General features: G+C 65.0%; 19 protein-coding genes and 1 riboswitch. Of the genes, 11 read left to right on the plus strand and 8 right to left on the minus strand.

Annotated elements, in window-relative coordinates:
- Nucleotides 1-63: 63 nt before the first annotated feature.
- The 5 genes from crcB to QRM60_RS18100 all read right to left on the minus strand — a co-directional run bounded on the left by crcB (nt 64) and on the right by QRM60_RS18100 (nt 7,269).
- The gene (gene crcB / locus QRM60_RS18080) at nt 64-465 is read right to left on the minus strand and encodes a fluoride efflux transporter CrcB (RefSeq protein WP_042599057.1); all 402 of its coding nucleotides are present in this window, start codon (nt 463-465) and stop codon (nt 64-66) included.
- Nucleotides 466-577: 112 nt separating this feature from the next.
- A riboswitch (Fluoride riboswitch) is annotated at nt 578-648 on the minus strand.
- Nucleotides 649-650: 2 nt separating this feature from the next.
- On the minus strand, nt 651-2,021 hold the full coding sequence (locus QRM60_RS18085; protein WP_115555963.1) for a replication-associated recombination protein A: 1,371 nt from the start codon (nt 2,019-2,021) through the stop codon (nt 651-653).
- Nucleotides 2,022-2,113: 92 nt separating this feature from the next.
- On the minus strand, nt 2,114-2,743 hold the full coding sequence (gene lolA / locus QRM60_RS18090) for an outer membrane lipoprotein chaperone LolA (RefSeq protein ID WP_042599055.1): 630 nt from the start codon (nt 2,741-2,743) through the stop codon (nt 2,114-2,116).
- Nucleotides 2,744-2,848: 105 nt separating this feature from the next.
- On the minus strand, nt 2,849-4,774 hold the full coding sequence (locus QRM60_RS18095) for a DUF3857 and transglutaminase domain-containing protein (protein ID WP_285446782.1): 1,926 nt from the start codon (nt 4,772-4,774) through the stop codon (nt 2,849-2,851).
- 134 nt (nt 4,775-4,908) lie between these two features.
- Nucleotides 4,909-7,269, minus strand: coding sequence for a DNA translocase FtsK (locus QRM60_RS18100; RefSeq protein WP_076055365.1), 2,361 nt, complete (start codon nt 7,267-7,269; stop codon nt 4,909-4,911).
- 285 nt (nt 7,270-7,554) lie between these two features.
- On the opposite strand from QRM60_RS18100, the gene trxB reads away from it, so the two are divergent.
- The 4 genes from trxB to infA all read left to right on the plus strand — a co-directional run bounded on the left by trxB (nt 7,555) and on the right by infA (nt 10,789).
- Complete coding sequence (gene trxB / locus QRM60_RS18105; RefSeq protein ID WP_042599053.1) at nt 7,555-8,523, plus strand: thioredoxin-disulfide reductase; 969 nt, start codon at nt 7,555-7,557, stop codon at nt 8,521-8,523.
- Nucleotides 8,524-8,580: 57 nt separating this feature from the next.
- Complete coding sequence (locus tag QRM60_RS18110) at nt 8,581-9,699, plus strand: GNAT family N-acetyltransferase (protein ID WP_115577020.1); 1,119 nt, start codon at nt 8,581-8,583, stop codon at nt 9,697-9,699.
- 41 nt (nt 9,700-9,740) lie between these two features.
- Nucleotides 9,741-10,490: a leucyl/phenylalanyl-tRNA--protein transferase gene (gene aat, locus QRM60_RS18115; protein WP_115555966.1), complete on the plus strand. Its 750-nt coding sequence runs from the start codon at nt 9,741-9,743 to the stop codon at nt 10,488-10,490.
- A gap of 80 nt (nt 10,491-10,570) precedes the next feature.
- Nucleotides 10,571-10,789 carry a translation initiation factor IF-1 gene (gene infA / locus QRM60_RS18120; protein WP_002813418.1) on the plus strand — a complete coding sequence of 73 codons (219 nt, stop codon included), beginning with the start codon at nt 10,571-10,573 and terminating at the stop codon, nt 10,787-10,789.
- A 395-nt stretch (nt 10,790-11,184) separates the two neighbouring features.
- Here the strand turns inward: infA and clpA are convergent, their stop codons facing one another.
- Nucleotides 11,185-13,467 (minus strand): ATP-dependent Clp protease ATP-binding subunit ClpA, encoded by a 2,283-nt coding sequence (gene clpA / locus QRM60_RS18125; RefSeq protein WP_012438364.1) that lies wholly within the window; start codon nt 13,465-13,467, stop codon nt 11,185-11,187.
- Between the two features lie 143 nt (nt 13,468-13,610).
- Entirely contained in the window at nt 13,611-13,931 is a 321-nt protein-coding gene (gene clpS, locus QRM60_RS18130) for an ATP-dependent Clp protease adapter ClpS (RefSeq protein WP_029217216.1), read from the minus strand.
- Nucleotides 13,932-14,223: 292 nt separating this feature from the next.
- Between clpS and QRM60_RS18135 the strand changes: the two genes are divergently transcribed.
- The 5 genes from QRM60_RS18135 to QRM60_RS18155 all read left to right on the plus strand — a co-directional run bounded on the left by QRM60_RS18135 (nt 14,224) and on the right by QRM60_RS18155 (nt 18,149).
- Complete coding sequence (locus tag QRM60_RS18135) at nt 14,224-14,682, plus strand: NUDIX hydrolase (RefSeq protein WP_285446783.1); 459 nt, start codon at nt 14,224-14,226, stop codon at nt 14,680-14,682.
- On the plus strand, nt 14,679-15,815 hold the full coding sequence (mnmA, locus tag QRM60_RS18140) for a tRNA 2-thiouridine(34) synthase MnmA (RefSeq protein WP_228432939.1): 1,137 nt from the start codon (nt 14,679-14,681) through the stop codon (nt 15,813-15,815). The genes QRM60_RS18135 and mnmA overlap by 4 nt, the downstream gene beginning before the upstream one ends.
- Nucleotides 15,815-16,429: a high frequency lysogenization protein HflD gene (gene hflD, locus QRM60_RS18145; protein WP_114998379.1), complete on the plus strand. Its 615-nt coding sequence runs from the start codon at nt 15,815-15,817 to the stop codon at nt 16,427-16,429. The genes mnmA and hflD overlap by 1 nt, the downstream gene beginning before the upstream one ends.
- A 150-nt stretch (nt 16,430-16,579) precedes the next feature.
- Nucleotides 16,580-17,770 carry a methyl-accepting chemotaxis protein gene (locus QRM60_RS18150; protein ID WP_011037126.1) on the plus strand — a complete coding sequence of 397 codons (1,191 nt, stop codon included), beginning with the start codon at nt 16,580-16,582 and terminating at the stop codon, nt 17,768-17,770.
- An 88-nt stretch (nt 17,771-17,858) separates the two neighbouring features.
- On the plus strand, nt 17,859-18,149 hold the full coding sequence (locus tag QRM60_RS18155) for a hypothetical protein (protein ID WP_115555967.1): 291 nt from the start codon (nt 17,859-17,861) through the stop codon (nt 18,147-18,149).
- Nucleotides 18,150-19,144: 995 nt separating this feature from the next.
- Here the strand turns inward: QRM60_RS18155 and QRM60_RS18160 are convergent.
- Nucleotides 19,145-21,931, minus strand: coding sequence for an EAL domain-containing protein (locus QRM60_RS18160; RefSeq protein ID WP_016945287.1), 2,787 nt, complete (start codon nt 21,929-21,931; stop codon nt 19,145-19,147).
- A gap of 157 nt (nt 21,932-22,088) precedes the next feature.
- Here QRM60_RS18160 and QRM60_RS18165 point away from each other — a divergent pair, with 157 nt between their 5' ends.
- A complete protein-coding gene (locus QRM60_RS18165) occupies nt 22,089-24,182 on the plus strand; it encodes a PAS domain-containing sensor histidine kinase (protein ID WP_103700674.1) in 2,094 nt (697 codons plus the stop codon).
- A 3-nt stretch (nt 24,183-24,185) separates the two neighbouring features.
- A complete protein-coding gene (locus QRM60_RS18170) occupies nt 24,186-25,907 on the plus strand; it encodes an EAL domain-containing protein (RefSeq protein WP_011037122.1) in 1,722 nt (573 codons plus the stop codon).
- The last annotated feature ends 11 nt before the right edge of the window (nt 25,908-25,918 follow it).

A 25,918-nucleotide genomic window follows, 5' to 3' on the forward strand; every position in this document is an offset into this window, starting at 1 on the left:
GCTGTAAAGACCGAAGGCGTGCTCATGCACGCCTTTGTTCGTTTCAGCGCTGCGGCGAAACCATCAACGCGCAACCAGCCATTGGCCGGTACGTGCGCCCGCAAACACCAGCGCCAGCCCGGCGAGCAGCGTCACCGCCAGATAGAGACCGACCAGGGTGGAACGCTCGGTGCGTGCGAACACCAGGCATTCCATCATCAGCGACGAGAACGTCGTCAGCCCGCCCATCACACCGACGATCAGCAACGCGCGCAACGCCCAGCTCGCTGGCCCGCGCGCATCCAGCCAGACCATCAACAAGCCAGCGAAAAAGGCACCGACCAAGTTGACGGTCAGCGTTCCCCAGGGAAATCCCGTGCCGAAGCGCTGCAGCAGCGATGCACCAATGGCAAAGCGCAGGCCGGAGCCCACCGCGCCGCCCACCATAGCCAGCAGCGCCTGTTGCCACCACACCGGCGCACTCATTGGAGCACCGTGAGCAGGGCACAGACAGGTCTTGAAGGCTTAGAACGCATCATCGGCATGCTCCTCGGTCGATACATCGCGATGCCGGGACAGCGGCCTGCCGCCCCGGCGTGGGTGGGCAGGCATCATCAGCGCACTGCACAAGCACGCGGTTCAAGGAGGAATGCCATCTCCAGTGCAGCAGATTATGCGGTGGGCTTGCGGCCCTTGTCAGCACGGGCCTGCTCGCGTGCTTCGCGTAGCCGATCGAGTTTTTCCTTGAGCTTGATCTCCAGCCCGCGCGGCACCGGGTTGTAATACACCCGCTCGCCCATCGCATCCGGAAAGCCGGTCTGGTCCAGCGCGATGCCGCCTTCGGCATCGTGGTCGTACTGGTAATCCTGGCCGTAGCCGAGCGTCTTCATCAATTTGGTCGGTGCGTTGCGCAGATGCAGCGGCACTTCCTGGGTGCCGGTGGCGCGCACCTCGGCCTTGGCCTGATTGAAGGCGGCATAGCCGGCATTGGACTTGGCGGTACTGGCCAGATACAGCACCAACTGCGCAAAGGCCAGCTCGCCTTCCGGGCTGCCCAGGCGCTCGAAGATGTCCCAGGCCTCCAGCGCCATGCTCTGCGCGCGCGGATCGGCCAGGCCGATGTCCTCGATCGCCATGCGGGTCAGCCGGCGCGCCAGATACGCCGGGTCGCAACCGCCATCGAGCATGCGGGTCAGCCAATACAACGCGGCATCGGGATTGGAACTGCGCACCGACTTGTGCAGCGCGGAGATCTGGTCGTAGAACTGCTCGCCATTCTTATCGAAGCGGCGGGTGCGATCGGCCAGGACCTGCAGCAGCGTTTGCGGCGTGATTTCACCGCCCTCGCCCGTTGCCAGCTCTGCGGCGATTTCCAGCAGCGTCAACGCGCGGCGCACATCGCCATCGGCGGCGCTGGCGATCTCAAGCAACGAAGCATCGGTAACCTGGATGGTCTCCTGCCCCAGCCCGCGCTCGCTGTCCTGCAGGGCGCGCTGCAAGGCCTCAACGATGTCTTGTGGCGAGACGGCTTCCAGCACATGCACGCGGCAGCGCGACAACAAGGCCGAGTTCAACTCGAAAGACGGGTTTTCGGTGGTGGCGCCCACAAACAGGATGGTGCCGCGCTCGATATGCGGCAGGAAGGCATCCTGCTGCGCTTTGTTGAAGCGGTGCACCTCGTCGACGAACAACACCGTGCGCCGGCCGCTGGCAAAGCGTTGCGCGGCCTCGGCCAGCACCTGGCGCACCTCCGGCAAGCCGGACAGCACCGCGGAAATGGCCTTGAATTCCGCATCGGCGTAATGCGCCAGCAGCAGCGCCAGCGTGGTCTTGCCGCAGCCCGGCGGACCCCACAGGATCATCGAGTGCACGCGGCCGGATTCGACCGCGCGCCGCAACGCGCTATTGGGTGCCAGCAGGCGTTTTTGACCCACCATCTCGTCGAGCGCACGCGGCCGCATGCGTTCGGCCAGCGGGCGCAGATGATCGCCATCCACGCTCAGCAGATCGGCGGTTTCGACAGGGAGCCTGGTACGTGCCACGTGCGTAGTCTAGCGCGCCGGCATGCGGGGCCGATGGCAACGCAGCATTGCGCCGGCGCTGCTGCGTGCACTGATTGGCACCGCTGCCATGGTTACTGCGCGTCGCCCACTACATCCACACCCTTGGCGGGCGTGAAGCGGAAGGTGTCGGCGGCGAATGCGGGGTTGCGCTTCCAGCCCTCGAAGGTGATCGCCGTGCGTTGGCCCACCGCATCGACGATTTCCATCCTGGCCAGACCCTGCTTGCCGAAGCCGAGCGAGGCCATCTGGAAGCTGGCTTCGGTATCGACCTTGGGTGTCAGCGACAGCCACAGCAAGCCATCACGCTCGGCGGCTTCTTCGCTGACGTCGTATTGCTTGTCCAGACGCGCCGGGTCGATCAACGCGGTCAACGGGCTGTTCTGTTCTTCGGTGCCCTGCACGCGCACGGTCACCTGCTCCAGGTCGGGGTCGAATACCCAGACTTTCTTGCCATCGGCCACGATCAATTGCTTGTACGGCTTGGCATATTCCCAGCGGAACAGACGCGGCGCCGACAACGCAACGCGGCCGCTGGAGGTTTCCTTGGCGCGGCCATTGGCATCGGTGACCTTCTGGCTGAACTGCCCGTCCAGGCCCTTCAAGCCGCGAGTGAAGGCATCCAGCTCCTGACGTGCGCCGGCGAAAGCGGTGCCGGCGAGCAAGGCGGTGGCGAGGACGGCGTAACGGAGCTGGCGATGCATCGCGGTCTTCCAAAAGGGACTAGGTGAATTCTGAAGCTTCCTGGATGAATGGGCGAGCAGTGTCGGCGGCCGATGTTCAGCCGCGTGTGCCCGCCTGCGTCACCCTCACCGCGCGGTCTGCACCTGCGAGAGGTCGCCGTACACGATCTGCCCACGGAAGCCGCGGCGCACTTGCTGATACAGCTCGCGGAAGGCGCGGTAATCCTGCGGCTGGCACAGTGCCTGCGGCCCGCGGATGGCGGCGCGCTGCAGGCGATGCACCGCAGTCACGGTCTGGCCCTTGCGGGTCCAGTCCACGGCATACTCGCCGGCCGCATTGCGGAACGTGCTGCTGCGCGGGATGGCAATGATCGGCACGGTGTCCGGAAACGTCACCGCATAGGTTTCTTCGCGCACGCTGTCGTTGCAGTAAAACGGGGTGAGATTGTCTTCGGCCGAGGTCGTTGTATAGATCGCCCGCGTGGATTCAGCGCCCGGCATATCCGGCAAGGTCATGCCGCCGACCACCGAGAAATCCACCGCGTCGTTGGCCTGAAAGCGATAGCGGTAATTGAATGGCGCATCCAGGTCGAGTGGATCGCCCTGGATCAACAGATCGCCGGTGCCGTCGAAACCGGACTGGGCAATGATGGATTCCTCAATGCGGTTGCGGTTCTGCGCATTGAGCTGCACGAACATCGCCCGCAAACCCACCTCGCCGGTCTGGCCGCTGTCCAGCGTGGTCAGCCCTTCCAGGCCGCCTTGCGGGGTGAAGCGGTACTCGGTGCGGGCCACGTAGCGGTTGAGCTTGCGATCATTCGGCGGCGTCTGCGTGACCTTGCCATCCAGTGTGTGCACCACCGGTGCGCCGAGATCCCCGGCAGGCAGCTGGCCGAAGCGCGCATAGGGGTTGGTGGAATCCACGTACAGATCGAATGCCGGGATATAGGTGATGGCGTGATTGAACCGCCCCAGCACCGGGATCGGCGGCAGCGTCGGCCCGCCTTCGGCGCCGATCAACACCGGCGTGCTGGCGATGCCCTTGGCGGCCAGCAGTGCTTCCAGGATGACGGTGTGATCCTTGCAGTCGCCATAGTGGTTGGCCAGGATGCTGTCGGCACTGTTGGGCTCCAGCCCGCCGTTGCCCAGGTACACCGCCACGTAGCGAATGTTGCGCGCCACCCAGGCGTACAACGCCGCCGCCTGCGCACGCGGCGCCTCGATGCCGCGGGTCACCTCATCGGCCAGCGACTGGATCGCCGGCGTCACTGCCGCCGCCCGCCCACCCTTGATGTGATACGCCAGGCCCATCTGCGACCAGCTGTCGAAAGTGCTGGCCATCAGTGTGGGGCTGAACTCCCAGGTGGCCGCGCTCCAGTTCTGGTTCTTCATCGGTACGGCGCGCTGGTAATGCCATTCCCAGCGCGCCTGGTCGCCCCGCACCACCGGCTTGGTGCTGCCTTCCAGCCCACGCACCGACAGGTGCATCGGCAGTGCCTTCGGCGCGACCAGGGTGACAACCGCATCGTCGTACTGCGCAAACACGCTGAAGGTCTCCCACAGGCTGAAATACCCGGGGAAATACGGCGTGTTCTGCGCACGGCGCACGCGGTAGACGATGCGCGCGCCCGGCGCCAGGTTCGGGAACACCACTACCTTGACCTTGCGGTCGGCATACATCGCTGCCGATGCGCTGGAGTAGCTTTCCTGGGTGTAGATCTTGTCGGCCGCCACGTCCTGGCGCAGCCCTTCGGCGGTGATGGTGTAGGCCTCGAGCACGTCGAGGGTTTCCATCTTTTCGCTGTAACTCAGCCGCACCTGGCTGAACTGCTCGACCGCCGATTTGGTCTTGAGCAGGATCTCGTAGGTGTCCGTCTCCACACTGCTGGCGTCGTCACGCACTTCGTAGTCGGCGCGGTAGCGCACGAAGCTGTAGTTGGTGTCAGCCTGTGCGCGCGCCGCCGATGCGGGCGCGGCCGCTTGCTGCTGCGCCTGGCCCAGCAGCGGCATGGAAAAAAGCAGCACACACAACAACAAGGGACAACGCAGCATGGGTCTTGATCGCGGCGGACCGGAGCGGCCCTTGGTTTACAGGGTAGCCGTTGCGCCCGCCAGACGCATGGACGGGCCTCCAGAAACGGCCGATACACGGCGCCGACACCGCAGCGTCGGACGCCATGGCAGGCTCAGTTTTTCGGCGGCGGCGGCGCCAGCACGGTGCGGTCGCCGTTGTGTTCGGGCGGGCTGACCACGCCCGCTGCCTCCATCGCCTCGATCAACCGCGCAGCACGGTTGTAGCCGATCTTCAAGCGACGTTGCACGCCTGAAATGGACGCGCGCCGGGTCTCGGTGACGATCCGCAGTGCCTCGTCGTATAGCGGGTCGGACTCGTCGCCACCGCCGCCACTGCTTTCAGGCAACCCGGTCGCGCCAACCACGGTGCCATCGCCCATGGTCTGTACTTCATCCAGCACGCCGTCCACATACGCCACTGGCCCGCTGGCCTTGAGATGCTCGACCACCCGATGCACTTCTTCGTCGCTGACGAAGGCGCCATGCACGCGGTCTGGCAACGCCGTGCCCGGCGGCAGATACAGCATGTCGCCGTTGCCCAGCAGCGCTTCGGCACCGGACTGATCCAGGATGGTGCGCGAATCGATCTTGGAGCTGACCTGGAACGCCACGCGGGTCGGGATATTGGCCTTGATCAGACCGGTGATCACATCCACCGAGGGGCGTTGGGTGGCCAGGATCAGGTGGATGCCGGCCGCACGTGCCTTCTGTGCCAGGCGCGCAATGAGCTCTTCGACCTTCTTGCCGACGATCATCATCATGTCGGCGAATTCGTCGATGAAGATGACGATGAACGGCAGCGTTTCCAGCGGCCGCGGCGCTTCACCCAGTTCCGGGTTCGGCTTGAACAGCGGGTCCATCATCGGCTGGCCGGCGTCCTCGGCGTCCTTGACCTTCTTGTTGAAGCCGGCCAGGTTGCGCACGCCCACCGCACTCATCAGCTTGTAGCGGCGCTCCATCTCGGCCACGCACCAGCGCAGGCCGTTGGCGGCCTCCTTCATGTCGGTGACCACCGGCGCCAGCAGATGCGGGATGCCCTGATAGACACTCAGTTCGAGCATCTTCGGGTCGATCATCAGCATCCGCAGTTCCTTGTGCGAGGCCTTGAACAGCAGGCTCAGCACCATCGCGTTGACCGCCACCGACTTGCCCGAACCAGTGGTACCGGCCACCAGCAAGTGCGGCATGCGCGCCAGATCGGCCACGGTCGGGCGGCCGGCAATATCCTTTCCCAGGGCCAGCGTCAGCGGGCTGGCCGACTTGTCGTATTCCTTGGAGCGCAGCAACTCGGACAGGAAGATCATCTCGCGGGTGACGTTGGGGATCTCCAGACCCACCACCGACTTGCCCGGAATCACGTCCACCACGCGTACCGACTTCACCGACAACCCGCGTGCGATGTCCTTGTCCAGGGAACTGATCTGGCTGACCTTTACGCCGGGCGCGGGTTCGATCTCGAACCGGGTGATCACCGGGCCCGGATACGCACCGACCACCTGCGCCTCGATGCGGAAATCCTTGAGCTTGAACTCGATCTGGCGCGACAGCGTTTCCAGCGTCTCTTCCGAATACCCTTTGGCCTGCGGCTTGGGGTCGTCCAGCAGCGCGAGCGGCGGCAGATCCGAGCCGTCGGTGCTCACGCCCTGGAACATCGGGATCTGGGTATCGCGCTTGGCGCGCTCGCTCTTTTCCACCACCGGCGCCGGCGGCGGCTCGATCTTGACCGGCTCGCGCTTGGCCTGCTTGACCGCATCGACCTTGCGCACTTCCTCGCGTTCTTCGCGCATCACGCGGGTCTGCTGCCACTCGGTCGCCTGGTGCGACTTGCGCTGCAGCAACGGTCCCAGCGCCAGCACCCACTTGCCGATGCGCTCCATCACCACGAACCACGACAACCCGGTCGCCAGCGTGATCGACACCAGCAGCAGCACCACCACGAACAGGTTCGCCCCCAGCGCACCGAACCCGGCGCTGAGCGAATTGCTCACCAGCCGGCCCAGGATGCCGCCCGCGCCAGCCACGTCGCCATTGAACAGGCGCAGGTGCAGGAAGCCGGTCGAGGCAATCAGGAAGCCGACCATGCCGACCAGGCGCAAGGCCGGGCCCAGGTCGGCCTCGGCCTGCCCTTCCTTGTCCATGCCGAACAAGGCGATCCAGGCCACTGCGCCCAACACCACCGGCAACAGGAAGGCCACGTAGCCAAACAGCTGCAGCAGCACATCGGCGATCCAGGCGCCTACCCGGCCGCCCATGTTGTGCACCGGTGCGACCACGCTGCCGGTCTGCGACCAGCCCGGGTCCGCCGCTGAATAGGTGAACAGGCTCGCCAACAGGTACAGCAACAGCGGCGCAACCGCGATCAGCGCCAGATCGCGCCAGAGCTTCTGCCGACGGGGATTGTCCGCGGCCGCCGGCTTGCGCGACGACGACTTGCCCTCTGCGGGCTTGCTGCGTTCGGGAACCTGCTTTGCCACCTGTAGCCAGACCTTAGAAAAATGCTGTTAGTGGTTGATAATAAACGACTGAGTGCACAGTTTCAGCAGCCACGCATCGGATCGCCAGCAACCCGCGCCGCAGCCAACGAAAAACGCCGCACAGGGCGGCGTCGAAAGCGCGAATGGGGATGACCATGCCATCGGCGGTCCAAGCAGTTCCATCGCGCCGCCTTGATTCACCGGGTGGGGACCGCCACTCTATGCCGCCACAGGGGCGCTGATTGCACCGCGCCAACCCTGCCTTTTCCTAGATCGCGAGTATACATGAGCGCCTCCTCTGCCAGTCCCGCCAAGCATTCCCGCCTGCTGATCCTCGGCTCCGGCCCGGCCGGCTGGACCGCCGCGGTCTACGCCGCCCGCGCCAACCTCAAGCCGGTAGTGATCACCGGGCTGCAGCAAGGCGGCCAGCTGATGACCACCACCGAGGTGGACAACTGGCCGGGCGACCCCCACGGCCTGATGGGCCCGGACCTGATGAGCCGCATGCAGGCGCATGCCGAGCGTTTCGAGACCGAGGTCATCTTCGACCACATCCATACCGCGGACCTGTCGCAGCGCCCGTTCCGGCTGATCGGCGACAGCGCCGAGTACACCTGCGACGCTTTGATCATCGCCACCGGCGCCACCGCCAAGTACCTGGGCATCCCCACCGAAGAAGCGTTCAAGGGCCGCGGCGTGTCCGCCTGCGCCACCTGCGACGGCTTCTTCTACAAGGACCAGGACGTGGTGGTGGTCGGCGGCGGCAACACCGCGGTCGAAGAAGCGCTGTACCTGTCCAACATTGCCCGCAAGGTCTACCTGGTGCACCGCCGCGACACACTGCGCGCCGAAAAGATCATGCAGGACAAGCTGTTCGCCAAGGTGGCGGCCGGCAAGATCGAAACCGTCTGGCACCACGCCATCGAAGAAGTGCTGGGCAACGATGCTGGCGTGACCGGCGTGCGGGTCAAGTCCACCCTCGACGGCAGCACCCGCGACATCGACGCGCACGGCTTCTTTGTCGCCATCGGCCACCACCCCAACACGCAGTTGTTCGACGGCCAGCTGGCCATGAACAACGGCTACCTGGAGATCCGCTCCGGCCTGAACGGCGCGGCGACCGAGACCTCGGTGGCCGGCGTGTTCGCAGCCGGCGACGTCGCCGACCAGCATTACCGCCAGGCGATCACCTCGGCTGGTTTCGGCTGCATGGCCGCGTTGGATGCCGAACGGTATCTGGACAAGAGCGCCTGAGGTGATGGCTGGCCGACGGCCCCACCCGCAGGCCACTTGCGCTAGAGGGGCGGCGGCGTGAGCGTGACTGCGCGCTGGTGCCGCCAGCTTGCGGAGATACCCGCCGGCGCCTGGGACAGCCTGCATGACGGCGCGCACCCCTTCGTTTCATATGCCTTCCTCGAAGGCATGGAGCGCGAGGGCTGCCTGCGCCCGGACTGGGGCTGGCAGGCACTGCACCTGACGTTGTGGGACGGCGACACCCTGGTCGCCGCTGCCCCGGGCTACCTCAAGAACAACTCGCATGGCGAGTTCGTGTTCGACCACGCCTGGGCGCATGCCTATGCCCGCTATGGCCAGGACTACTTCCCCAAGTGGTTGTGCGGGGTGCCGTACTCGCCAGTGACCGGCCCCCGCCTGCTGGGCGACCCGCGCTGGCACACGCACCTGCTCGACGGCATGCGCACCCTGGTGGAAAGCGCCGGCCTGTCGTCTGCGCACGTCAATTTCTATCCCGCCAACGAGGACGCGGCATTCACCGCAGAGTGGCTGGAGCGCAACGACCTGCAATACCACTGGCACAACGCGACCGGCTGGGCCGACTTCGAGGCCTACCTGGCCGCGATGAACCACAAGCACCGCAAGAACATCCGCCAGGAGCGTGCCAAGGTGCAGCGCGCCGGCGTGCGTTTTCGTGTAATGCATGGTGATGAGGCCAGCGCGGACGAGCTGCAGGCCATGTACGGCTTCTACCTCAAGACCTTCGAGGAATACGGCAACTCGCCCGCGCTGACGCCCGAATTCCTGCAGCACCTGGCGCAGCACCTGCCGCGGCAGCTGGTGATGTTCCTGGCCGAGCTGGACGGGCAACCCATCGCCGGGGCGCTATGCCTGCGCGGCGGCGACACCCTGTACGGCCGCTACTGGGGCGGCGAAGCACTGCCTGGCCTGCATTTTGAAACCTGCTACTACCAGGGCATCGAGTATTGCCTGCGCGAAGGCCTGACCCGCTTCGAACCCGGCGCCCAGGGGCAACACAAGATTGCGCGCGGCTTCCTGCCCACCCTGGTGCGCAGCCGCCACTGGATTGCCGACCCCGGCTTCCGTGAGCCGCTGGCGCAGTGGTGCGCCGATGAGCGTGCCGCCGTGGCCCAGCATGCCGTCGAGCTGGCCGAACACAGCCCGTTCCGCGACTGACAACATCGCCGCCGCGCAGACCGCGCCGCTAGACTCTGCGCATGTCGCGCACCCTGCCCCATCTGTTGTCTCCGGATCCTGCGAGCCCCTTCCCACCCGCCGAGCACGCCTTGCGCGAGCCCGATGGGCTGCTCGCCATCGGCGGCGACCTGCACCCGCAGCGGCTACTCAACGCCTACGCGCACGGAATCTTTCCCTGGTTCTCCGACGGCCAACCGCTGCTGTGGTGGAGCCCGAATCCGCGCACCGTGTTTCGCACCGACGCCATCCACTTGTCGTCCCGCTTCAGGCGGCAGCTGCGCACATGCACCTGGACCCTGCGCGCCGACACCGCATTTGCGCAGGTCATCGCCGCGTGCGCGTCGAGTCCGCGCCCTGGCCAGGACGGCACCTGGATTACCGACCAGATGCAGGAGGCCTACCTGGACCTGCACAGACGCGGCTACGCGCATTCAGTCGAAGTGTTCGACGGCGCGCGTCTGGTAGGCGGCATCTATGGGGTCGCGATCGGCCAGATGTTCTTCGGCGAAAGCATGTTCAGCGGCGCCAGTGGCGGCTCCAAGATTGCACTGGCAGCGCTCGCCGCCGAACTGCATGGCCGCGGCTGGCCACTGATCGATGCACAGGTAGAAAACCCGCACCTGATGCGCCTGGGCGCACAACGCCTGCCACGTGAGCAGTTCCTGCAGCATGTAGCCACCCAAGTCGCATTGCCCGAGCCACCTGGCAGCTGGACGCAACGCTATGGCGAACGGCACGCAAGCACGCTTGCAGGAGTCCGCTTAACATAAAATTTGCGCCTCGGCGAGATGGAGCGTAAAATGCTGTCCCTTACGGCCCTGCCGGGCCAACCGTGATTGCACAGGATTACATGTCGAAAGACGACTCCATTGAATTCGAAGGCAGCGTCAGCGAGACGCTCCCCAACACCACGTTCCGGGTCAAGCTGGAAAACGGGCATGAAATCATCGCCCACATCTCCGGCCGTATGCGCAAGAACTACATCCGCATCCTCACCGGCGACCGTGTCAAAGTTGAGATGACGCCGTACGACCTCACCAAGGGTCGTATTACCTACCGCATGAAGTAAGCGGTTCTGGTATCAAGACGCGAAGCGGCCAAGTGCCGCTTTTTGTCGTGCCCGGGTTTTATTTTCCACTCGTGTGATCGCGTTACATGGGCGGGCTTTCGTCTGCGCGCTGATCTGTGCGTTGACGTTCTCGGCGGCCGATAGCGCAGTTGCGTGACACACCCGCAGACCATGTGATTGTTCGACTACTGCAGCGCGGCTCGGGGTTGTACGCAGCGCATGGCGTCTTGGTGATTTGCGGCGATCCTCCCGCACTTGGGCGCCATGTGCGCCGGCACCCCGCCCCAACGCTCCAGCATTACGCCAGACCGGTGCCGCTCCAGCTCCAGCGCGTTAAACACAAAAAAGCCGCTCTTTCGAGCGGCTTTTTCTCCAGCAGAGACAATCGAAGTCGATCAATCAACCGTAGCCGGCAACAGGCGCTCCGGTTCTGGATGCGCTTCGACCACCAGCTCGCCATCCTTGACGTCGATGTTGACGCGGCCACCTTCCACCAGCTTGCCGAACAGCAACTCGTCGGCCAGCGGGCGCTTGATCTTCTCCTGGATCACGCGCGACATCGGGCGCGCACCCATTAGTGGATCGAAGCCATGCTGAGCGAGCCAGTCGCGCGCGGTCGGCGTGGCCGACAGCGACACGTGCTTTTCCTGCAACAGCATCTCCAGCTCGATGATGAACTTGTCCACCACCCGCAGGATGTGGTCGAAGCCCAGCGGCTGGAACTGCACGATCGCATCCAGACGGTTGCGGAACTCCGGCGTGAAACCGCGGCGGATCGATTCCATCGCATCGGTGGAATGATCCTGCTTGGTGAAACCGATCGAACGACGCGAGGCCTGCGTGGCACCGGCGTTGGTCGTCATCACCAGGATCACGTTCTTGAAGTTCGCTTCGCGCCCGTTGGTATCGGTGAGGATGCCGCGGTCCATGACCTGCAACAGGATGTTGAAGATGTCCGGATGCGCCTTCTCCACCTCGTCCAGCAGCAGCACGCAGTGCGGCGTCTTGACGATCTTTTCGGTCAGCAGGCCGCCCTGATCGAAGCCGACATAGCCCGGAGGCGCACCGATCAGACGGCTGATCGAATGCGCTTCCATGTACTCGGACATGTCGAACCGCACCAGCTCAATGCCCAATTGCAGCGCGAGCTGCTTGGTGACCTCGGTCTTGCCCACACCGGTCGGGCCGGCGAACAGGAAGTTGCCGATCGGCTTCTCCGGATTGGCCAGGCCCGAGCGCGCCAGCTTGATCGAGCCAGCCAGCGTTTCGATCGCCGGGTTCTGCCCGAAGATCACCATCTTGAGATTGCGTTCCAGATGCTGCAGCACGTCCTTGTCGGTCGCACTGACCTGCTTGGCCGGAATACGCGCCATCTTGGCCACGATGGTCTCGATCTCTTCGATGTCGATGAGCTCCTTGCGCTGCCCTTCGGGCAACAGACGCTGGCGCGCACCGGCTTCGTCTATCACGTCGATGGCCTTGTCCGGCAGCAGACGGTCGCCAATGTGCTTGACTGAGAGATCCACCGCCGCCTGCAACGCATCATCGGCATAGGTCACACCGTGGTGCGCTTCGTACTTGGGCTTGAGGCCCTGCAGGATTTCGAAGGTTTCACCGACGGTCGGCTCGACGATGTCGATCTTCTGGAAGCGGCGTGCCAGGGCACGGTCCTTCTCGAAGATGCCGCGGTATTCCTGGAACGTGGTCGAGCCGATGCAGCGCAGCTCGCCCGACGCCAGTGCCGGCTTGATCAGGTTGGAGGCGTCCATGGTGCCGCCCGACGCCGAGCCCGCACCTATGATGGTGTGGATCTCGTCGATGAACAGCACCGCGTTCGGCACCTTCTTCAGCGCGGTCAGCACGCCCTTCAGACGCTTTTCGAAGTCGCCGCGGTACTTGGTGCCTGCGACCAGTGCGCCAAGGTCGAGCGAGAAGATCACCGCGTCGGCCAGCACTTCTGGCACGTCGGCATCGACGATGCGCTTGGCCAGGCCTTCGGCGATCGCGGTCTTGCCCACGCCGGCCTCGCCCACGTACAGCGGATTGTTCTTGCGGCGGCGGCACAGGACCTGGATGGTGCGTTCGATCTCGTCCGCACGCCCAACCAGCGGGTCGATCTTGCCGTTACGGGCATGATCGTTCAGGTTGGTGGCGTACTCGGCCAGGGCATCGCCCTTGCCTTCGCCCTCGCCCGCATCGCTCTTGGGCTCACCATCCGAGGCGGACGGCTGCTCGCCGTCTTCACCCAGCTTGGCGATGCCGTGGGAGAGGTAATTGACGATATCCAGGCGGGTGATGTCCTGCTGATTCAGGAAGTACACCGCATGTGAGTCCTTTTCGCCGAAGATCGCCACCAACACATTGGCACCAGTGACCTCCTTCTTGCCGGAGGACTGCACGTGGTAGACGGCGCGTTGCAGCACGCGCTGGAAGCCCAGGGTGGGCTGCGTGTCGCGGCCATCGTCCTCGGCCAGGCGCGAGACCGAGGCCTCGATCGCCTGTTCCAGGTCAGTGTGCAGACGCACCTGGTCCGCACCGCAGGCCTTCAAGACGGCTTGCGCGGAGGGGTTGTCCAGCAGCGAGAGCAGCAGGTGTTCGACGGTCATGAATTCATGCCGCGCCTCACGGGCTCGCTTGTAGCACTGGCCGATGGTTTGCTCTAGGTCTTTGCTGAACATTGGTAACTCCGAACGGCTGTTGCCAACAATATGCGGCTTTTGTTGGGATTTTCCACAACCCTATCGGATAGGCATGTTCAGATGGCGTTAGCACGCCATTGCAGCGACACCGTTGCACTGCTGGAATGATCCAGCTAGACCGCTCAGGCCTGCTCCATCGTGCACAGCAGCGGGTGCTGGTTCATGCGCGAGAATTCGTTGACCTGGGCCACTTTGGACTCGGCAACCTCGCGGCTGTAGACGCCGCAGACGCCGCGCCCCCGCGTATGGACATGCAGCATCACCTGGGTGGCGCGCTCCAGATCCAGGTTGAAGAACTGCTGCAGCACGGTCACCACGAAGTCCATCGGGGTGTAGTCATCATTCAGCAGGAGCACCTGGTAGCGCGGCGGTGGCGCCACTTCGGGCTTGCTGGTCTCAACCACTAGGCCGTGGTCGTGTTCGTGGGAGGTCTTACGAGGCATCCGGCCATTATACGGTCCCGCGCCCTCCGCATTGGACGATTTGGCCCCGCGCCCGCACAATTTGCGCCTGTTCTCCGGCCGGCCACTGATGACGTCTTCCCACACTGCGTTGCAATGGCACGCTCCGTGGCGCACTGCGCTGCTGCCGGCATCCGCATTGGCGGCATGCAGTGTTGCACTGCGCCGCACTGCGGATGCCGCACCTAGCGCCCGCCGCGATCGATGGACGGCGCTTGTTTCCTGTGCGGCGCGGATCAATCTCCAGCCTGCAACTTCCTGGACCCAGTGACTGATGACGCTTCAAGAAACCCGCTGGCACCCCGATGTCACCGTGGCCACCGTGGTGGTCCGTGACGGCCGCTTCTTGCAGGTGGAAGAATCCATCGGGGGGCGCCTGCTGTTGAACCAGCCCGCCGGGCATCTGGAGCCGGACGAAAGCCTGCTGCAGGCGGCCGTGCGCGAGACCCTGGAGGAAACCGGCTGGGACGTGCGCTTGACCCAATTCATCGGGACCTATCAATGGGTGGCGCCCACCGGGCAGTGCTTCCTGCGCTTTGCCTTCATCGCCGATGCCCTCGCCCATCATCCCGAACGCAGCCTGGACACGGGTGTAGTGCGCGCGCTGTGGATGACGCCCGAGGAACTGCGCGCTGCCAACGATCGGCTGCGCAGCCCGCTGGTGTGGGAGGTGGTGGCCGACTACCTGGCCGGGCAACGCCATCCGCTGGCGCTGGTACGGCACGTCGCATGAGCACGCCGCGGACCATCGTAGGGGTGTCGGGCGGCGTGGATTCGTCGGTGGCGGCATGGAAGCTGGCCCAGGACGGCGAGCCGATCGCCGGGCTGTTCATGCAGAACTGGGCCGACGATGGCAGCGGCGACTGCCGTGCCGAGGACGACCGGCGCGATGCGGTGGCTGTCTGCGGCGTGCTGGGTATTCCCTTCCATTTCCGGGATTTCTCCGGCGAGTACTGGAGCGGCGTGTTCGAGCATTTTCTCGCCGAATACGCAGCCGGACGCACGCCGAACCCGGACGTGCTGTGCAACCGCGAGGTCAAGTTCAAGCACTTCCTGGAGGCTGCCCAGGCGCTAGGCGCCGAGCGGATCGCCACCGGCCACTACGCGCGCGTGGCCCATCTGGGCGGGCGCTGGCGGCTGCTGCGCGGGGCCGACCGCAACAAGGATCAGAGCTACTTCCTGCACCAGTTGGGCCAGAGCCAGCTGGCAGCCACGCTGTTCCCGATCGGGGAGCTGGAAAAGAGCGCGCTGCGCCGCATTGCCCAGGACGCCGGCCTGCCGACGCATGCCAAGAAGGATTCGACCGGCATCTGTTTCATTGGCGAGCGCGACTTCCGCGAGTTCCTGGGCCGTTATCTGCCCGCCCGCACCGGCGAGATCCGTGACCCGCAGGGTGAGCGGATTGCCGAGCATCCGGGGGTGTTCTATTTCACCCTGGGCCAGCGCGAAGGCCTGAATATCGGCGGCGTGCGTGGGCGAGCCGCAGCGCCCTGGTACGTGGTGGGCAAGGACGTGGCCAGCAACGTGCTGTATGTGGACCAGGACCGCGACAGCCCGCTACTGCAGTCGCGTTGGCTGCAGTCCGAGCAGGCGCACTGGGTCACCGGCGCACCGCCGGCGCGCAGTTTCAGCTGTACCGCGCAAACCCGCTACCGGCAGCCGGATGAGCCCTGCACCGTGACCGTCCAGGACGACGGCACGCTGCAGGTTCACTTCGAGCGGCCGCAACGCGCAGTGACGCCGGGGCAGTCGCTGGTGTTGTACGACGGCGAGGAATGCCTAGGCGGTGCGGTCATTGCCGCCACCGATGCGCCGCTGGAACGCCAGCTGGCGGGATCTTCTTTTTCTTCCGAGGTAGTGGCTTGATGAGTTCTTCCATGGATCACCGTGTGCTGGCGCTGGCCGGCGTCGCTCAGGCCCTGCAGCAGGTGCGGCGGATCGCCGAGACCGGGCATTCGGAGGCGGCAACGGTTCGCACTGCCGTGGACAGCGTATTCCGGGTGGACGCCGCCACGCCCGAGGGCGTGTATGGCTCCTCGGCCGATGTGGCGCCAGGCCTGCGCCTGCTGCACAACTATTTCACCAACCAGGGCAAGGACGACATGCTGCCGCGGCTGGCCCTGGCGGTGCTACAACTGGAGCGGCGCTTCGTGCGCGACCATTCCACGGTTGAGACCGTTTCCAAGGGCATTGAGGCGGCCGCCCGCCAGGCCCAGACCTTGGGCGACAGCGCGCACCCGGATGTGCTGAGCGCGCTTGGCGCCCTGTATGCGCAGACCATCAGCCACTTGCGCCCCAAGGTCATGGTGCAGGGCAACCCGCACTACCTGGGCCAGGCCGGCGTGGTCGCCGAGATCCGCGCGCTGCTGCTGGCCGCGGTGCGCTCGGCGGTGCTGTGGCGGCAGATGGGCGGCAGCCTGTGGGATTTTCTGTTCGCCAAGCGTGCCATGATCGATGCGGTGGCACGCGCGCTGCGTTGATGGCGCAGGCCGCCTGATGGCGTGAGACACGCGCAGGCAGTGGGCACACAGGCGTGATGCGGTTGAATGGCGTGCAGCGACGTGGTGATCGTCGCTAAAGACAAAGGGGGTACGGCCGATACAGCAACCGTGACTCTGCCGAGAACGCCCATGTATTCACGTCCACTTATCCGTCTGGCCGCCCCTTTGGCCCTGACCTTGCTGTTTCCCTTCGCCGTTGGATTCGACTGGCCCGCTTCGGTGCGCTGGGCGATCCTGGTGACCATGACCCTCAGTTGGTTGGGTTTCGCTGCCTGGGTGACGTATTCCCAGTTCCGGCGTAATCCGGACCAGATCCGCATCCTGCGCGAGCAGGACCAGTTGCTCAACGAACTGCGTACGTTCGTCAGCAACGAAGTCGACGGTTCGCGCTCCGAAGTGGAACGCGCCCGTGAACTGATCCGCCAGGCCGTGTCCGGTCTGGGTGGCAGCTTCGAGTCGATGAACCGCAAGTCGCGCCAGCAGAGCCAGGCATTGGCCCGCATCGTCGACCGTGCCGGTGACGACGGCAGTGCCGGCGTCGACGTGGCCCGCTTCGCCCAGCACGCCAGCTCCCGCATGGAGCAGTTGGTGGAAGCGCTGGAACAGGTCAGCGGCCAGAGCACCAACACGGTGCACCACATCGACGAGATGGCCCAGCACCTGGACGGCATCTTTGCGCTGCTGGAAGACGTCAAGTCGATCGCTGACCAGACCAACCTGCTGGCCTTGAACGCCGCCATCGAAGCAGCGCGTGCCGGTGAAGCCGGTCGTGGCTTCGCGGTGGTCGCTGACGAGGTGCGCAACCTGTCCGAACGCTCCACTACCTTCAACGAACAGATTCGCAAGCTGGCACACAGCTCCAAGGAATCGATCGCCAAGGTACGTGAAACGGTCTCGCAGCTGGCCTCGCGTCACATGGACCGCTCCCGCGAGGCGCGCCATGAATCGGCCGCGATGCTGGAGAACGTTGCGCAGATCAACGCCTCGTTGGGCGATGGCATGCGCGAGATCTCCGAGTGCGCACGCTCCATCGATGGCAGCGTGGCCGAAGCGGTGCGTGCCCTGCAGTTCGAGGACATCGCCACGCAGACGCTGAGCGGTATCCACACCCACCTGGATCGCCTCACCGCGATCAACCGCGAAGCCACGGCGCTGCAGGAACTGCTGCATCGCAACGGCGGCGTGTACGACAGCGACCTGGTTGCGTCGCTGGCCAAGGTGTCCAGCCGTCTGCGCGACATGCGTGTGGAGTGGGAACGCCCGCCGCACAAGCCGGTCGCACAGCAGGGCATGGGCGCTGGCACGGTCGAGTTGTTCTGAGACCGATGCCACGCACTGCCTGATCCCGACATTCCCCGGTCTTCCCGGGGATTTGTCGTTCCGCACGACCCTTCGATACGCCACGAACATGACCCTTTCCGTCTCGCTCCCAGAACCACGCGCCGATGTCGCACTTGCGGCGGCCGCTGCCACGGCAGCGGCGCAGGCCGAGCGCATCGCCCACAGCGAGGCTGCCCGCCCCGCGCTGCGCAGCGTGCGCCTGCCGGCCGCGCTGGAACAGTTGGAGCGTGCTGCCCGTGCGGAAGTACGGGCAATGCAGCACCCACGCCGCAGCTGCAGCGAAGAAGAACTGCTGTTCGCGACCGTGGCTTGGGATATGGGGCTGGATGGCGCCGCTGTCGGCGTGTCTGCACGCTGACGGTTGCACGACGGCGGGGCGTTCCTCGGCAGGCGCCCCGCCGGTTGTTTTCAATGCCCGACATCGAGTGCTTCTGCATCAGACCGTGCCACCAGGCTTGGGTCTGAGCACACAGCACCATTCGATGCAGCACCAGGGTGAGTTCTCCCCTGCCCGTCTGCGCGATGTCTTCTATGACGTCTACAGCTTCGACTAATGCTCCGATCAGCTGATCTGCGGCTTGGCCGCTAAATGGTTGCTCGCCCAGCATCGCCAGATATGCCGTGAATCCTCGGATGAAGGATCGATGCGGCATTGTTCTTCGTGCTGCTGGGTTGCTCTGCAGCGATCGCGCGCCTTCAGATCGCGCGACTAATAGCGAGCAAGGAACGATCGAGTTTGCTGCGGGGCCCTTGCCGGCCCACCATTGCGGGACACGCCGTGAATCCGTCCATGGAGGCTCTTATGCGGCATCCATGCCGCATAAGGTCCCGCAACGGTGGGCCGGCAAGGACCATTCAAGATTGTCGGTTTGCAAGGTCAAGAGCACAGCGTGACGCGCTATTCCGGTACTTATGCGCTAGCTCAAGGTCCGACGTCATCTCGAAGAACAAACAGCGTTTCATGGGCCACCAACCAACTTTCTGGTGCGGTGTCCTCGCCGCTTGCGGGACCATGTGGCGGCATGGATGCCGCCACTGAGCCTCCATGGACGGATTCACGGCGTGTCCCGCAAGTGGTGAGGGCACCGCGCGCTCCACCCGCTGAGTTTTTGACGTGGGGACGACCGCACCTAAATGACGCTGCTGTTCGGCTAGCGACACATGCATTTTGGAAGTGCCGCGAGCAGATAGGTCAGTCGTAGCGCTTGATCCGCAGCCTGGCTGCAGGGCGCGCGACCGCATACCGCGGGCAACGCCGGGAGTTGTAAAGGCACGTGCACTCAACGCACTGAGCTTTTGATCTGGGCATTGAATTACAGACGACGCCTAGACCAGGCCAGGCCGCAGAGTGCGTCAGCTGGCGATGACCAGGCGTGCGCCCAGGCGCATGCCGGCTTCGGCTTCGCGCAGCCACTGCGCCATGTCGCGCGGCGAGAGTGGGCGCGAATAGAAGTAACCCTGGATTTCGTCGCAGCCCTGCTGACGCAGCAAGGCATCTTCCTGCACGGTTTCCACGCCCTCGGCGACCACCTGCATGCCGAGCGCATGGCCCAGATGCACGATCGCCTGGGTGACTTCGGCCGTGTTGGCATCGTCGAGCATGCCCTGCACGAAGCTGCGGTCGATCTTCAGCCGCTGCACGGGGAAGCGGTTGAGGTAATGCAGGTTGGAGAAGCCGGTACCGAAGTCGTCAACCGCGAGCAACACGCCGTTCTGTTCGAACAACTCGAAGCAACGGCGCAGTGAGTCCGAATCGCGGATCAAGGCTGATTCGGTCAATTCCAGCTCCAGCCGTGCCGGCGACCAGCCGTTGTCGCGGCAGATCTCCAGCACGCGCTCGGCAAAACCGCGCTCGCGCAGTTGCACGGCAGACACATTCACCGCGATGCGGCTGAAATGGAGGCCGGCGCGGTCCCACACCACGGCCTGACGGCAGGCTTCGCCAATCACCCACTCGCCCAGGCGCACGATCTCGCCGCACTCTTCGGCAATCGGGATGAACTCGGCCGGGCTGCAGGGGCCATGGCCGGGGCGATTCCAGCGCATCAGCGCTTCAATCGCAGGCGAGGTATCGCCCACCGTGTTGACCAGCGGCTGGTAGACCAGGGTGAATTCTTCGCGCTCCAACGCGCCATGCAGCGCGTGCTCGAGCTCAAGGCGGCGCTGCGCGCGCAGCAGCACATCCTGGCTGTAGTAATGGAAGGTGTTGCGCCCGGAATCCTTGGCCGCATACATCGCCGCATCGGCGGCGCGCAACAGGCTGTCGAAATCCGACAGGCCTTCACCCTGCAACGCAATGCCGATGCTGGCACCGAGCTTGAGGGTGACGTGGTCCTTGCGCAGCGGCTCGCCCAGCGCGCTGATCAGCTTGCGTGCCACATGGCCGGCGTCTTCTGGCTCGGACAGATCGCGCAGCAGCACGATGAACTCGTCATCGCTGAAGCGGCCAAACAGATCGCTATTGCGCAAGTGCTGATGCAGGCGCGAGGACGCGAGCTTGAGCAGGTTGTCGCCGGTGGCATGACCGAATGAATCGTTGATGCTCTTGAAGCCATCCAGGTCGATCAGCAGCATGGCCATCACCTGGCCACGCTCGTGTGCTTCGCGGATGGCATTCTCGGCTTGTTCGCGCAGCAGGAATCGGTTTGGCAGGCCGGTCAGGCGGTCGTAATGCGCAAGCAATTCGATGCGCTCATTGGCTTCGCGTTCGCGGCTGACATCGCGGAACAGCGCCACATACCGCGGCGGCAAGCCTTCGCGACGGTCCAGCTCGATCAGCACCTGCACCCACACCCGCTGCCCGGAGTTGCGGTAGAAGCACAGCTCCAGCTGTTCCGGCAGCCCACCATCGACGATGCGCAGCAAGGCCGCTTCGAAGGCGTCGCGGGAATCCTGGGTGTACAGCGACAGCGCCTGCTCCAGAGTGATGTTTTCCTTGCGCAAGCCATGGATGCGATAGCACTCCTCGGTCCACTGCATGCGCCGGGTATCCACCTCGATCTCGCAGCCGCCAATCTTGCCCAGCGCAGACACGCGGTTGAGCAACTCGGTGCGCCAACGGATCAGGGCATCGGTCTGCCGCTGCTCGGTTACGTTCTGCAGCTGGCCGAGCACGCGCACCAGTGCGCCGTCGCCGTCGAACACCGGCTGTGCCCAGACGCGTAGATGATGTGGATTGACCCCGAGCCGGCCGTTGATCTCCAGCTCGAAATGCACCGGCATCCCTTCGTGCTTGATCTTGCGCCAGGCGCTGCGCAGGTGCGCCACGGACGGGCCGGCCAGCAGGCGCAGGATGTCGCGCACGCTGTGCAGGCGCAGGTCCGCCAGGCCAAGCTGCTGCAGGAAATCCTGCGACACCCACAGTTGGTCCTTCAAGGTATCCCAGCCCCAGCTGCCCATACTGGCAATACGCTGGGCTTCTTCGAGCTGCGCCTGCTGCTCGCGCAGCTGCTGCTCGAGCAATTTATGGTGATGCACGTCGGTATGCGTGCCGACCATGCGCAACGGGCGACCGTCGGAGGTGCGCGATACCACGCGGCCGCGATCCAGGATCCAGCGCCACTGGCCATCGTGCTGACGCAGCCGGAACTCGGCCACGTAGGTATCGGTGCGCCCGTCCAGATGCGCCTGCACGGCCGCGCTGACTTGCGCATGGTCGTCAGGATGGATCAGCCCGGACAGAGCGGTGAGATTGTTCGGCAGCGGCTGTTCGGAGTAACCCAGCATGCGGGTCCAGCGTTCGGAGCGGTACACCACATCGGCGGCGATGTCCCAGTCCCAGAGCCCGTGATCGGCGCTGTCCAGGCCGATTTCCCAGCGGCTGGTGCCATCGGCGCCCAGTGGCTCGGGAATGCTCAGGGTGAAGGCCATGACCTGGCCCTGCTCGTCGCAGACCGCGCGCAGCCACCCTTCCAGGCGCCCACCACCGCTGCCCGGCAGCACGCACGCTGCCATGCCGCCGCTTTCGGCGATCTGGGCACGGCTGCTTTCCAGCACTTCGGCGTATGCGCCAAGGGTTGCCGGCAATCCAAGGGATTGCGCGACGCGGTTGGCCGCCAGGGGCTGGCCATGCGCATCCAACAACACCACCGCTGAGGTCAGCGGGTGCTGCAGCATGCTTGCGATGACGCCTGAGTCCACTCTGGAGCACTCCGAAGGTCGACCCCTGCCTCGGAGTCGCAATGGATAGCGGCCGTCTGGCGGATTAGTTGAGGCAGCCTTTCGCTGGCCGGCCGTGCCGGGCCGAGTTACGGCTAAGATGGCCGCATTGCCCGCTCCATAAGGTCGTCCGCGGACCATGCACCAACACGTTGCCGCGCCGGTGTTCTCTTCTGCTCCCGTGTCCCGACTTCGCCTCGCCGAGCGCCTGCAGCGCGGCCTGTGGACGCTCACCGGCCTGTATCTGCTGGCGGGCGTGGTCTGGCTGCTGCTGGGCAACCGCATGCTCGACCTGGCCGGTGCGCCCCAGCCCGAGCGTTGGTCCGATGCCGGCTTCCTGCTGATCTCAAGCGTGGTGATCCATCTGGTGCTGCGCCGCTTTGCCCAGCAGATCGTGGAAGAACACGGCGAGCTGGCGCAATCCCAAGCCCTGTTGCAGGCCAAGTTCCACGCCCTGCCCAGCCCGGCCTGGATCTATGACCTGGCCACCTTGCGCATTCTCGATGCCAACCCGGCCGCACTGGAATTCTTCGGCTGGGAGCGCGATGCCCTGCTGGAGCAGACCATCCACGCGATCTGGCCGGATGCCGACGCCGGCCGGCTGGAAGAGATCGTTGCGCAGATCCGCACCAAGGGCGATGACACCTGTGCGCTCACCGAGGACCTGCTGACCCGCAGCGGCCTGCGCCATGTGGAGATCCGCAGCAACCAGCTGCACCTGGCCAGCGGCCCGGCGCGGCTGGTGGTCACCGTGGACCGCAGCGAGGAGCGTCAGGCGCAACAGCTGCGCGACGAGGCGCTCAACCGTCTGGAAGAAGCCCAGGCCATCGCCCGGGTGGGCTCGTGGGAGCTGGACCGCGCCACCGGTGTGGGCCGTTATTCGCCCGCGGTGTATCGCCTGCTGGGGCGCAGCGTGCCGATGCATCGGCGCGACCATCGGCTCGAAGAGCTGCTCACCGCCTCCGATACCGCGACCCAGGCGCGCATCGTGCGCATGATCGAAGACATGTGCACCGGCGGTGAGGTGCAGATCGACGTCCTGCTGCCGCTGGTCGGCGGCGACTCGCAGCCGCGCACCGTGCACCTGCGTGCAGAGAGCGTGACCACCCCGACCGGCGCGCGGCACATCCACGGCACGCTGCAGGACGTGACCGAGCGTGAGCAGTCACGCCGCCTGCTGCGCGAGCGCGAGGAGCAGTTCCGCGAGCTGGTGCGGGTGTTGCCGGATGGCGTGCTGATCCTGGCCGACGAACACGTGATGTACGCCAACGCTGCCGGTTCGGCGCAGTTTGGCTTCCAGGGCGAAACCATCCTGGGCGAACCCTTGCAGACCCTGGTCGGCGATGCCGATCTGCCGGTGGTGCGCGAGTACCTACGTGCCGGCAGCGATCGCAATGAGCCGGTGTCCAGCGCCCGGGCGATGCGCCGGCGCGACGGCAGCACCTTTTACGCGGGGCTGTCGGCCGGTGACATCCGTTATGGCGGGCGTGACTGCAAGTTGCTGGTGGTGCGCGACCTGAGCGAGCCCGAGCGCATGCGCGATGCATTGGCCGAAAGCAATGCCGAACTGCAAGCCATGGCCAAGCGGCTGTTCTCGTTGCAGGAAGACGAACGCCGCGCCATCTCGCGCGACCTGCACGACGACATCGGCCAGGCGATCACCGCGATGAAGTTGTCGGCGCACGCCGCACTCGATGAAGCCGACCCGGTGGCGCGCCGCGAGGATCTGCAGGAGATCGTCTCGTTGGCAGACAGCACTGTCACCAAGCTACGCAATCTCTCGATGCTGCTGCGGCCGCCGCAACTCGATGCATTGGGGTTGGAAGCCGCCTTGCGGTGGCAGGCGTCGATGCTGTTCCGCGCCTCGCAGGTGCGGCTTGAACTGGATATCCAGGCCCTGGACGAGCGGCCGGGCAACGAAATCGAACAGGCCTGCTTCCGTATTGCGCAGGAAAGCCTCACCAATGCGCTGCGGCACGCGTGCGCGGGCGAAGTGCGGATGAGTCTGCAGTCGATCGACGGCGACGGCTTTCGCCTGGAAGTCAGCGACGATGGCGACGGGTTCGAACCGGAAGGTCCACGTGGTTTGGGGCTGATCGTGATGCGTGAGCGTGCGCAAACCGTCGGCGGTGCGCTCGCGATAGAATCGGCTCCCGGAGCAGGCACGCGCGTGACGTTGCGCCTGCCCTATCACCCGGTCGGCGAGTCCGTCCCTGAAGATGGTGGACGCTGATTCATGTGGAGCCCTGTGATCCCGCCCGGACTGGAAATCGTCAAGCCCACCCGTCTGGGCGCGGGAAACCCTGAATTGCTGCATCTGGTGGACGCCGCCGCCTCCGGCGGCCCGCCGCTGATGATCTTCCATATCGACATCGACCACTTCGCCTCGATCAACGAGAACATGAGTGGCGAGGTCGGCGACCAGGCGTTGACCCTGACCGCACGCCGGCTGCAGGAATTCCTGGGCACGCGCGGCAAATTGTGGCGGCACGGTAGCGACGAAATGATCGTGGTGGCGGTGCGGCGCGAAGACACGCCCCTGCCGGAAGACTTTGCCGAAGAGATCCGCCAGCAGCTGGAATTGCCGCTGTCGGTGTTGCCGTATACGTTGTTCATGACCGGCAAGGTCGGCATCAGCCTGTGTCCGGAACATTCCACCTCGCTCTCCACCCTGCTCGACTACGCCGAAGAAGCCAGCTACCAGGCCGCGCGCGAAGGCGGCAATACGGTGCGCCTGTACACGCGCAACTCGGCCACCAATGCGCATAGCGAAAGCATCATTGCGCGGCAGATCGTCGATGCCATCCCGCATGGCGAACTGCGGCTGCGTTACCAGCCGCTGGTGAGCGCGCGCGATGGCCGCATCGTCGGCATGGAGGCTTTGCTGCGCTGGCAATCGCCCACGCTGGGCATGCTGGTGCCGGAGCGCTTCATGCGCACCGCCGAGCGGCTGGGCGTGATCGTGCAGATCGGCGAATGGGTGCTGCAGAACGCGGTGCGCCAGGCACGGTTGTGGCGCGACCAGGGCTTTGACGATTTCAGCATTGCGGTGAACGTCTCCACGTTGCAGCTGCTGCGCCCGGGCTTCTTCAACGAAGTCATGGCCATGCTGCAGACCGCCGGCGTGCCGGCGCAGTTCGTGACGCTGGAGATCAACGAAAGCGCGTTGACCAACAACGTCAACTTCGTCCACGAGACGATGGCCAACCTGCGCAACGAAGGCATCAGTCTCAGCCTGGACAATTTCGGCACCGGCGACTCCAGCCTCAGTGCGTTGGTGCGCTACCCGGTAGACCGGCTGAAGATCGACCGCAGCTTCATCAAGAGCGCACCGGCCGGCAGCCGCGAGGCCGCGATCGCGCGCGCCATCATTGCGATGGGCCATCAGCTGGGCATGACGGTCATTGCTAACGGCGTGGAATCACAGGCGCAGTTGGGGTTTCTGCGACGCAACGACTGCGACATCTTCCAGGGTTATCTGTTCGGCGAGCCGATGTCGGCCGAGTCTGCCGGCATGGCGCTACGCCGCCGCTACCTGCGCCCGGAATCGTTCGCCGAAAGCCGCCCCGACCGTACCTTGCTGTTGCTGGACGACGAAGAAAACGTGCTGCGCTCGCTGGTGCGGCTGTTCCGCCGCGACGGCTACCGCATCCTGGCCGCCGGCAACGTACGCGACGCCTTCGACCTGCTGGCCACCAACGATGTGCAGGTGATCCTTTCCGATCAGCGCATGAGCGACATGAGCGGCACCGAGTTCCTGGGCCGGGTCAAGATGCTCTACCCCGACACCGTGCGCCTGGTGCTCTCCGGCTACACCGACCTGGCCACGGTCACCGAAGCAATCAACCGCGGCGCGATCTACCGCTTCCTCACCAAGCCCTGGAACGACGACGAGTTGCGCGAGCACATTCGCCAGGCATTCCGCACGCATGATGAGTTGCGGAACGGCCGGGAATAGGGAATCGGGAG

The sequence above is a fragment of the Xanthomonas sp. fls2-241-TYG-148 genome (assembly GCF_030208815.1).
In the GTDB taxonomy this organism is placed as follows: domain Bacteria; phylum Pseudomonadota; class Gammaproteobacteria; order Xanthomonadales; family Xanthomonadaceae; genus Xanthomonas; species Xanthomonas campestris.

Coding starts and splice junctions, on each gene's coding strand:
- QRM60_RS18135 (WP_285446783.1), top strand. CDS start 14,224: ATGACGCTTCAAGAAACCCGCTGGCACCCCGATGTCACCGTGGCCACC.
- clpA (WP_012438364.1), bottom strand. CDS start 13,467: ATGTTCAGCAAAGACCTAGAGCAAACCATCGGCCAGTGCTACAAGCGA.
- clpS (WP_029217216.1), bottom strand. CDS start 13,931: ATGCCTCGTAAGACCTCCCACGAACACGACCACGGCCTAGTGGTTGAG.
- mnmA (WP_228432939.1), top strand. CDS start 14,679: ATGAGCACGCCGCGGACCATCGTAGGGGTGTCGGGCGGCGTGGATTCG.
- lolA (WP_042599055.1), bottom strand. CDS start 2,743: ATGCATCGCCAGCTCCGTTACGCCGTCCTCGCCACCGCCTTGCTCGCC.
- infA (WP_002813418.1), top strand. CDS start 10,571: ATGTCGAAAGACGACTCCATTGAATTCGAAGGCAGCGTCAGCGAGACG.
- trxB (WP_042599053.1), top strand. CDS start 7,555: ATGAGCGCCTCCTCTGCCAGTCCCGCCAAGCATTCCCGCCTGCTGATC.
- aat (WP_115555966.1), top strand. CDS start 9,741: ATGTCGCGCACCCTGCCCCATCTGTTGTCTCCGGATCCTGCGAGCCCC.
- QRM60_RS18165 (WP_103700674.1), top strand. CDS start 22,089: ATGCACCAACACGTTGCCGCGCCGGTGTTCTCTTCTGCTCCCGTGTCC.
- crcB (WP_042599057.1), bottom strand. CDS start 465: ATGAGTGCGCCGGTGTGGTGGCAACAGGCGCTGCTGGCTATGGTGGGC.
- hflD (WP_114998379.1), top strand. CDS start 15,815: ATGAGTTCTTCCATGGATCACCGTGTGCTGGCGCTGGCCGGCGTCGCT.
- QRM60_RS18150 (WP_011037126.1), top strand. CDS start 16,580: ATGTATTCACGTCCACTTATCCGTCTGGCCGCCCCTTTGGCCCTGACC.
- QRM60_RS18155 (WP_115555967.1), top strand. CDS start 17,859: ATGACCCTTTCCGTCTCGCTCCCAGAACCACGCGCCGATGTCGCACTT.
- QRM60_RS18095 (WP_285446782.1), bottom strand. CDS start 4,774: ATGCTGCGTTGTCCCTTGTTGTTGTGTGTGCTGCTTTTTTCCATGCCG.
- QRM60_RS18170 (WP_011037122.1), top strand. CDS start 24,186: ATGTGGAGCCCTGTGATCCCGCCCGGACTGGAAATCGTCAAGCCCACC.